We start from the raw sequence: 8,380 nt of genomic DNA on the forward strand, positions 1-8,380 counted from the left end.
TTGCGGCGGGGAATGTCAAGCGCCTATGGGCGTTGCCCCCGGTCTTGCCGTGGCTTTATAGTCCGCCAGTCACGCTGGAGCCGCCGAGGAAATCACTTCACCCATGACCTATTGCCTCGCGATGGCCCTGGACCAGGGCCTGGTGTTCTGCTCTGACTCGCGCACCAATGCCGGCCCGGACCGCGTCAGCACCTACAGCAAGATGCACCGCTTCTCCGTCCCCGGCGATCGCTCCCTGGTCATCCTCACCGCCGGCAATCTGGCCACCAGCCAGGCCGTCATCGCGCAGCTCCAGCGCGACCTTGAGGAAAACACCGACTTCAATATCTTCAACGCCCGCTATGTCAGCGACATCGCCGACTACCTCGGCACGCTGAGCCTCGCCGAGCAGGACAAGTACGCCAAGAAGGGCGGTCCCAACGCCGGTTTCAACGCCTCCGCAAGCTTTATCATCGGCGGACAGATCAAAGGGCAGGATCAGGAGCTGTACATGGTCTACCCCGAGGGCAACCACATTACCGCCTCAGACCTTTACCCCTACCTGCAGATCGGCGAGACCAAGTACGGCAAGCCTATCCTGGACCGCATCATCCGTCCGGACACACCGGTGGAAACGGCCATGCGCTGCGCCCTGGTGTCCATCGACTCCACCATGCGCTCCAACGCCACCGTGGGCCCGCCGCTCGAGTGCCTGTTCTACCGCCGGGGCAGCCTCGAGCCGCAGGAGCGCTACTTCAAGCTCGAGGAGAATCATCCCTACCTGGCGGAACTGCGCCAGAGCTGGGACGACAACATCCGCAGCGCCTTCGAGGAGCTACCGTCGCTGTCGGCTATGCTCGAAGGCGACGAATAACGCTGTCCACGAAGGCCAGCTTGCCGGCCACCACGTTGTTGATCACGAAGGGATAGGCGTCGCCGAGGCCGACGCTGCGGTTCAGCTCATTCAGCGCGGTGGACAGCCCGCGCCAGGCGTGAATGCGCTGGGCCATGGTCATGGCGTCCGGGGAGCGCCCGAGGAGCCCCTGCGCCGCGGCGGTCTCCAGCGCATCGTAGATATGCAGGTAGTGCCCCCAGCACTCGGCCCAGTCCTCGGCCGGGTGCACGCTGGCGTAGGCGCTGATGTAGTGCTGACGCCAGCCGGCGGCCGGACCGTTCTCATAATGGCTGGCGAGGGCTGCCGCGTAATCCGCCTGCTCATCGCCGAAGAGCGCCGCGAACTCGGCACGGAGCTCCGCTCCCGGGTCGAGAAGGTTCCAGTAGTAGTGGCCGCTTTCGTGGCGCAGGTGGCCGAGCACCGTACGGTAGCTCTCGTTCATCTGGCTGCGCACCACGGCCCGCGCGACATCGTCCGCCTCGAGTGTGTTGATGGTGATTACGCCGCCCAGGTAGCCGGTGCTGGCAAAGGTCTCGGCGAAGAGCTCCCGGGACCGGCCGTCTTCGAGGAAGTCGAAGAGCAGCCCCAGGCGCTCATCCTCCCAGCCGCTGACCAGTGGCAACCCCAGCTGCATGAGCGTGAAGAACAGCCGTTTCTTGCCCTCCTCCAGCACGCGCCAGCGCCGGTCATTGCCGGGCAGGGACTGGTTCGGCACAACGCGGTTGAACTGGCAGGCAAAACACAGCGGATGCGCCTGCTCCGCCGGGCGCAGCCAGTTGCAGACGCCGTAGTCCTCGCCGTTGGCGCAGAAGCGATAGGCGCGGCCGTTGCGGTCCGTGTAGACGCCGTCGCCGGCCGGCGCCAGGGGCCGCAGCTCGCGCACCGCCGGGTCAAAACCGAGGCGGGCACCGCAGGAGAGACAGTAGCCGTTGTCGAAGAAGACCGCACTGCCACAGTCACAGCGGAAACGCTTCACGCCCCGTCGACCCGGAACCAGGTGTCGCAGATAGCCCCGTGCAGGCTGCTGAGCACCCCCTGCAGGTCGTCGATGAAGGCGTGCAGCTCATCGCGCTCCCAGTCCTGGCGGTCGAAGCGGCGCAGCTTGCGCCGGGCGCGCTCGATGACCCGCAGCGCCTCCTCATTGTGCTTCAGGGGGGGCAGCTCCTGGCGGATCCCGCGCAGACAGAAGTGAACAGAGCGGGGGAAACTCGGCTCCATGAACACGAAGCGGACCACACAGTCCGGCTCCACCACCGGCCCGACCTGGCGCAGGTAGGCACCGAGGGCCGACTGGGACTTGAGGAGCGTGCCCCAGAGCAGGTGGTCGATGGCCTGCTGCGTGCCCTCGCGGCCGAGGATATCGGCCGCGCCCACGTCAATGATCCGCGTGGCCATGTCGGCGCGCTCCAGGAGCTGGCCGATCTTGATGAAGCGGTAGGCGTGGTCCCGGCAGAGCGTATTGCGCCAGACCCCGTTGATCACCTGGGCGCGGCTGACGACTTCCTGCAGGAACGCCTGGCGGTGGCGCCGGCCGACGGACTTGTCGGCCTGCTCCCGGGCGAAAAGATAGAGTTCGTTGACCAGCTCCCAGACTTCCTCCGGCAGCACATCCCGGGTGGTGCGCACGTTCTCCCGGGCGGCCTGGATGGCGTAGGGGAGGCTGCAGGAGGCCTCGGCCTCGCTCACCAGCAGGCGGACCACGTTGGCCTCGTTGGCCACCCGGAAGCGCTCATCGGCAATGGGTTGGGCATCGAGGATGCGCACGAGGATGTCCCAGCCCGGCTGCGAGCCGCGGGGAATATCCATGACCATGTGGTGGTAGGCATCCACCAGGCGGGCGGTGCTCTCGGCCCGCTCCAGGTAGCGTCCCAGCCAGTAGACCCGCTCGGCCACCCGCGACAGCATGGTCATGCGCGTCCCTCCACGATCCAGGTGTCCTTGCTGCCACCGCCCTGGGAGGAGTTCACCACCAGAGAGCCCTTGACCATAGCCACGCGCGTGAGCCCGCCGGGGGTGACCCAGGCCTCCCGCCCCTGCAGGATAAAAGGACGCAGATCGAGGTGCCGGGGCTCGATGCCGCCGTCGACACAGGTGGGCGCCGTAGACAGCTGAAGCGTCGGCTGGGCGATGTAATTGCGGGGGTTTTTCTCGATCAGCCTGGCGAACTTCCTGCGCGTGGCGGCATCGACATGAGGGCCAACCATGATGCCGTAGCCGCCGGATTCGTTGGCGGGCTTCACCACCAGCTTGTCGAGATTGCCAAGCACGTAGTCGCGGTCCTCCCTGCGGCTGCAGAGGTAGGTGGGCACGGAACGAAGCAGCGACTTTTCGCCCAGGTAGTAGCGAATCATCTCGGGCACGTAGGCGTAGACGACCTTGTCGTCGGCAACGCCGGCGCCCGGCGCGTTGGCGATCGCCACCTTGCCACCGCGCCAGGCGCGCATAAGGCCGGGCACACCGAGCACCGAGTCCTCGCGGAAGGCCTCCGGATCCATGAAGTCTTCATCGATGCGCCGGTAGATCACGTCGACGCGGACCGGTCCGTCAACGGTGCGCATATATACACAGTCGTCGTCACCGACAAAGAGGTCCGCTCCCTCCACCAGCTCCGCGCCCATGCCCTGCGCCAGGAAGGCGTGCTCGAAGTAGGCCGCATTGTAGATGCCCGGGGTCAGCACCACTACGCAGGGACGCTTGCGCTCCCGGGGCGAGAGGGATGCGAGCATCTGGTAGAGCTGCGACGGGTAGTCGTCCACCGGCAGAATGCTGTAGTTCTCAAAGAGCTCCGGCAGCACGCGCTTGGTGATCTCGCGGTTCTCCACCATGTAAGAGACCCCGGAAGGGACCCGCAGGTTGTCCTCGAGAACGTACAGGTGGCCGTCGGCGTCGCGGACCAGGTCCGAGCCGCAGACATGGGCCCAGACCCCGAAGCGCGGCGAGACACCGGCGCACTGGGGCTTGTAGTTGCTGGACTGGAGGACAATCTCCGCGGGGACGATGCCATCGGCAAGAATGCGCTGCCGGTTGTAGATGTCGTCGATGAAGCAGTTGAGGGCCCGGCTGCGCTGCACCAGCCCCGCGCGCACACCGGCCCATTCCCGGGCCGGGATGATCCGGGGAATGATGTCGAAGGGCCAGGCGCGATCGATATTGCCGCCCTCGGTGTACACCGTGAAGGAGACGCCCATCTCGCGGATCGCTGCGGCCGCGGCTGCGCGCCGGGCGGCGAGGTCCCCTGCGGGGAGGCGCTGCAGCAGCTTCACGGCCCCGCGGGCCGCCGTGCGCGGGTGGCCCTTGGCCGTGATCAGCTCATCGTAGTAGGGCGCCGAGCGATACCCTTTCCAGCTTTCATCCATGGCCTCTCCCTGGCGCACAATGGCATGCAGGGCGCGACCCGGCCGGGCCGGCCTCAGCCCAATATAACGAAAATAACCGTCGGGCGCGCTACACTGCAGACCTCAATAAAAACGAACGCCGGGGAGCGACCACACCATGCGCCAGACCCATCACCGTGCCTGCCACCTCTGCGAGGCCATTTGCGGCCTGCTCATCGAGACCGAGGACGAGCGCGTCGCCTCCATCAAGGGCGACCCCGACGACCCCCTGAGCCGCGGGCACATCTGCCCCAAGGCCATCGCCCTGCGCGATATCCACGAGGACCCGGACCGGCTGCGCCGGCCGGTGAAGAAGGTGCGCGACGGCGACGCGGTGCGCTGGGAGGAGATCAGCTGGGAGGAGGCGCTCGACAGCACCGCCGCGCGCCTGCTCGCCATCTACCGGGAGCACGGCGTCGACGCCATCGGCATCTACATGGGCAACCCTACGGTCCACAACTACGGGATGATGACCCACCAGAACAACCTGTTCCGCTTTTTCCGCACAAAGAACCGCTTCTCCGCCACCTCCGTGGACCAGCTGCCGCACCACCTGGCCTCCCTGTGGCTGTTCGGGCACAAGTCGCTGTTCCCGATCCCGGACATCGACCGCACGGACTACTTTCTTATGCTCGGCGCCAACCCGGTGGCCTCCAACGGCAGTATCTGGACGGTGCCGGACGTGCGCAGGCGCATCAAGGACCTCACCGCCCGGGGTGGCCGCCTGGTGGTCATCGACCCCCGGCGCACGGAGACCGCAGCGCTTGCCAGTGAGCACCACTTCATCCGGCCCGGCAGCGACGCCCTCTTCCTCGCCGCGCTCCTCAATACGTTGTTCGACGAGGCACTGGCCGACCCGCGGCAGCTCGCGCCCTTCGTCGACGGTCTGGACACCGTGGCGGCGGCCCTGGCGCCCTTTACCGCGGAGGCGGTCGCCGACAGCACGGGCATCGACGCCGGGACGATCCGCGCCATCGCGCGGGACTTTGCCGCGGCGGAGGCGGCGATCTGCTACGGGCGCATGGGCGTGTCCACCCAGGCCTTCGGCGCCCTGTGCCAGTGGCTCATCCAGGTGATGAATATCGCCACGGGCAACCTCGACCGGCCCGGCGGCTCCCTGTTCACCCTGCCGGCCATGGACCAGATCAGCAACATCGGTCCGGGCGGTTTCAATCGCCACCAGAGCCGGGTGCGCGGTCTGCCGGAGTTCGACCGGGAGCTGCCGGCGGCGGTGATGGCCGAGGAGATCACCACCCCCGGCGAGGGCCGGCTGCGCGCGCTGTTCACCGGCGCCGGCAACCCGGTGCTGTCGACGCCAAATGGCCGGGCGCTGGACGAAGCCCTGGGGCAGCTCGAGTTCATGGTCAGCCTGGACCCGTACCTCAACGAGACCACCCGGCACGCGGATATCATCCTGCCGCCGACCTCCCCGCTCGAACACGATCACTACGACATCGGCTTCCACATCAACGCCATCCGCAACACGGCGCGCTACAGCGAAGCGGTGTTCGACAAACCCGAGGGGAGCCTGCACGACTGGGAGGTCTTCGCGGCCCTGGGCGAGCGCGTGGCCGCCGCCCTCGGCGAGGAGCCGCGAAAGCCCATGGCGCCGCACGAGATGGTCGATCTCGGCCTTCAATTCGGCCCCTACGGCAAGGACAGCGAGCACAGGCTGGATCTGGCAACGCTGAAGGCGAACCCCTCCGGGGTGGATCTGGGACCCCTGCAGCCACAGCTGCCGGGGCGCCTGTTCACGGCGGGCAAGCGCATCGACTGCGCCGTGCCCCTGCTCCTTGCAGATCTCGCGCGACTGCGCGGGGCCCTCGACGGCGACAACGGCGGCCTGCGCCTCATCGGCCGGCGCCATGTGCGCGACAACAACAGCTGGATGCACAACTACCACCGGCTGGTGAAAGGCCGGGACCGCTGCACGCTCCTCGTGCACCCGGCGGACCTCGCCCGCCACGGCATCCGCGACGGCGATCGCGCCCGGCTCGCCTCGCGCACCGGCGAGCTCACGGTGACCGTGGAGGCCTCGGACAGCGTCATGCCCGGGGTGGTGAGTCTGCCCCACGGCTACGGCCACAATCGCGACGGTGTGCGCCTGGGCACAGCCCGTGCCAAGGCCGGTGTATCGTGCAATGATATTACCGATGATCGCTGGCTGGATGCCCTCTCGGGCAACGCCGCCGTGAACGGGGTACCGGTGACGCTCGCCGCGGCGCCTTTACCCTGAGCGCCGGTCGCCGCCCCGCAAGCGTCCCGAGGGAATTGCCATGGAAGTGACGAGTATCGTGTTCTGGCTGGTGCTCCTGGCCCTGGTGATCTACGTCATCAGCATCTACAACACTCTGGTCAAGCTGAAGAACCGCTACCAGAACGCCTTTGCGCAGATCGAGGTGCAGCTCAAGCGGCGCTACGACCTGATTCCCAACCTGGTCGAGACCGCCAGGGGTTACATGGCCCACGAGCGCGAGACCCTGGATGCAGTCACCACGGCACGCAACGAGGCCGCGGCCCTGCTCAAGGCCCTCGGCGAGGGCGGCGGCAACGCGCCCGCGCTTGCCGACCTGGCGGGCGCAGAGAACGCCCTGCAGGGCGCCCTGGGCAAACTCAGCGTCACCATGGAAGCCTATCCGGACCTCAAGGCCAGCGACAATATGCAGCAGCTTTCCGAGGAGCTCACCAGCACGGAGAACCGCGTCGCCTTCGCGCGCCAGGGCTACAACGACTCGGTGATGGCCTACAACACCTACCGGCAGAGCTTCCCGCCGGTGCTGCTGGCGGCCACCTTCGGCCACCCCGCGGACGCGGAGCTGCTGGAGTTCGACGACAGCCCGCAGCTCCGGGCGGCGCCGCGCGTCTCGTTCTAGTGTTCCCGGCGCGCAGCTAGCGGACGGGGCGCCGACGCCGGTGGACTTTTTTGCCCAGCAGGACCTGGCCCGGCGCAACACGCGCCTGCTGGTGATCCTGTTCACCCTGGCCGTCATCGGCCTGGTGCTGCTGACCAATGGGCTGGTGGCGGCCTTCCTGTTCTTTTCCCGGGACTACAACGTCTACGCCGGCAGCCGCGGCGGCTGGAGCGGTTTTCTGGAGCAGCTTGCCTGGGACCGTTTCGGGGCCATCGGCCTGCTGGTGGTCGCCAGCATACTTCTGGTGTCCTTCGTCAAGTGGATGCAGCTGGCTGCCGGCGGCAAGGCCATCGCCGAGACCCTCGGCGCCGAGAAGGTGCTGCCCCAGACCCGCGATGCCGATGAGCGCCGGGCCCTCAACATCGTGCAGGAAATCGCCCTGGCTGCAAGCATGCCGGTGCCCGACCTGTACCTGCTTAAGGACGAGCGCGGCATCAACGCCTTCGCGGCGGGCGTCACCCAGGCCGACGCGGTGATCGCCGTGACCACCGGTGCCCTGCACCACCTGAAGCGCAACGAGCTGCAGGGCGTTATCGGCCACGAGTTCTCGCACATCATGAACGGCGACATGCGCCTGAACGTGCGCCTCGCCGCCCTGCTCAAAGGCATTACGTTCCTCGGCGACGTGGGCTACCTGCTGCTGCGCGCGGGCACTAACCAGCGCCGGGCACGCAGCGGCGGCCGCGGCAGTAATAACAACAGCGGCGCCGCGCTGCCCGTGCTCGGCCTGGGGCTGCTGGTGATCGGCTGGCTCGGCGGCACCTGCGCCGGCTTCATCAAGGCGGCCATCAGCCGGCAGAAAGAATTCCTCGCTGACGCCGGCGCGGTGCAGTTCACCCGCGACGCGGATGGCATTGCCGATGCCCTGAAGGTCATCGGGGGCTATGTGCCGGGCACCTTCGTGCACCGGGCCCGGGCCGCGGAGCTGTCGCACCTGTTCTTCGGCGCGGTCACCCACCGCCTCTGGCAGGGCTTTGCCACCCACCCGCCCCTGAGCGCGCGGATCCGCCGGCTCCAGCCCCGCTGGGACGGGCAGTACATCACCCGCAGGGTGCGCCACTACCCGAACAGCCGCATCGAGAGCGCCGACATGACTTTCGGCCCGGGTCGCGAAGCCCTCGTGGCCGCCGTCGCCGCCGTGGAGGCCGCCCGGGGCATGAGCGAGGGGCCGGGGCTGTCCCTGCCGGCAGCACCGGCGACGCTGCCGTCGCTAGCGTGGC

Annotated in this window: 7 protein-coding genes; 4 read left to right on the forward strand and 3 right to left on the reverse strand. The window is 67.7% G+C overall.

The window, feature by feature from the left end; genetic code table 11:
• The first annotated feature begins 103 nt into the window (after positions 1–103).
• Positions 104–853 (forward strand): proteasome-type protease, encoded by a 750-nt coding sequence (locus HRUBRA_RS11235; protein WP_035517237.1) that lies wholly within the window; start codon positions 104–106, stop codon positions 851–853.
• Here the strand turns inward: HRUBRA_RS11235 and HRUBRA_RS11240 are convergent.
• Genes HRUBRA_RS11240 through HRUBRA_RS11250 form a run of 3 tightly spaced genes read right to left on the reverse strand, consistent with a single transcriptional unit; the run spans position 831 to position 4,230 of the window.
• Positions 831–1,850, reverse strand: a complete 1,020-nt coding sequence (locus HRUBRA_RS11240; protein WP_035517240.1) for a zinc-binding metallopeptidase family protein — start codon at positions 1,848–1,850, stop codon at positions 831–833. The genes HRUBRA_RS11235 and HRUBRA_RS11240 overlap by 23 nt on opposite strands.
• On the reverse strand, positions 1,847–2,785 hold the full coding sequence (locus HRUBRA_RS11245) for an alpha-E domain-containing protein (RefSeq protein WP_084592612.1): 939 nt from the start codon (positions 2,783–2,785) through the stop codon (positions 1,847–1,849). The genes HRUBRA_RS11240 and HRUBRA_RS11245 overlap by 4 nt, the downstream gene beginning before the upstream one ends.
• A complete protein-coding gene (locus HRUBRA_RS11250) occupies positions 2,782–4,230 on the reverse strand; it encodes a circularly permuted type 2 ATP-grasp protein (RefSeq protein ID WP_035517242.1) in 1,449 nt (482 codons plus the stop codon). The genes HRUBRA_RS11245 and HRUBRA_RS11250 overlap by 4 nt, the downstream gene beginning before the upstream one ends.
• A gap of 136 nt (positions 4,231–4,366) precedes the next feature.
• Between HRUBRA_RS11250 and HRUBRA_RS11255 the strand changes: the two genes are divergently transcribed.
• The 3 genes from HRUBRA_RS11255 to HRUBRA_RS11265 form a co-directional block, all read left to right on the forward strand.
• Positions 4,367–6,484, forward strand: a complete 2,118-nt coding sequence (locus tag HRUBRA_RS11255) for a molybdopterin oxidoreductase family protein (RefSeq protein ID WP_035517244.1) — start codon at positions 4,367–4,369, stop codon at positions 6,482–6,484.
• A 40-nt stretch (positions 6,485–6,524) separates the two neighbouring features.
• Entirely contained in the window at positions 6,525–7,121 is a 597-nt protein-coding gene (locus tag HRUBRA_RS11260; protein WP_035517247.1) for a LemA family protein, read from the forward strand.
• 40 nt (positions 7,122–7,161) lie between these two features.
• Positions 7,162–8,380, forward strand: a 1,219-nt coding sequence (locus HRUBRA_RS11265) for a M48 family metalloprotease (RefSeq protein WP_144244462.1), incomplete at its 3' end; no start/stop codon positions are given.

Source organism: Pseudohaliea rubra DSM 19751, from assembly GCF_000764025.1.
Classification (GTDB): Bacteria; Pseudomonadota; Gammaproteobacteria; order Pseudomonadales; family Halieaceae; genus Pseudohaliea; species Pseudohaliea rubra.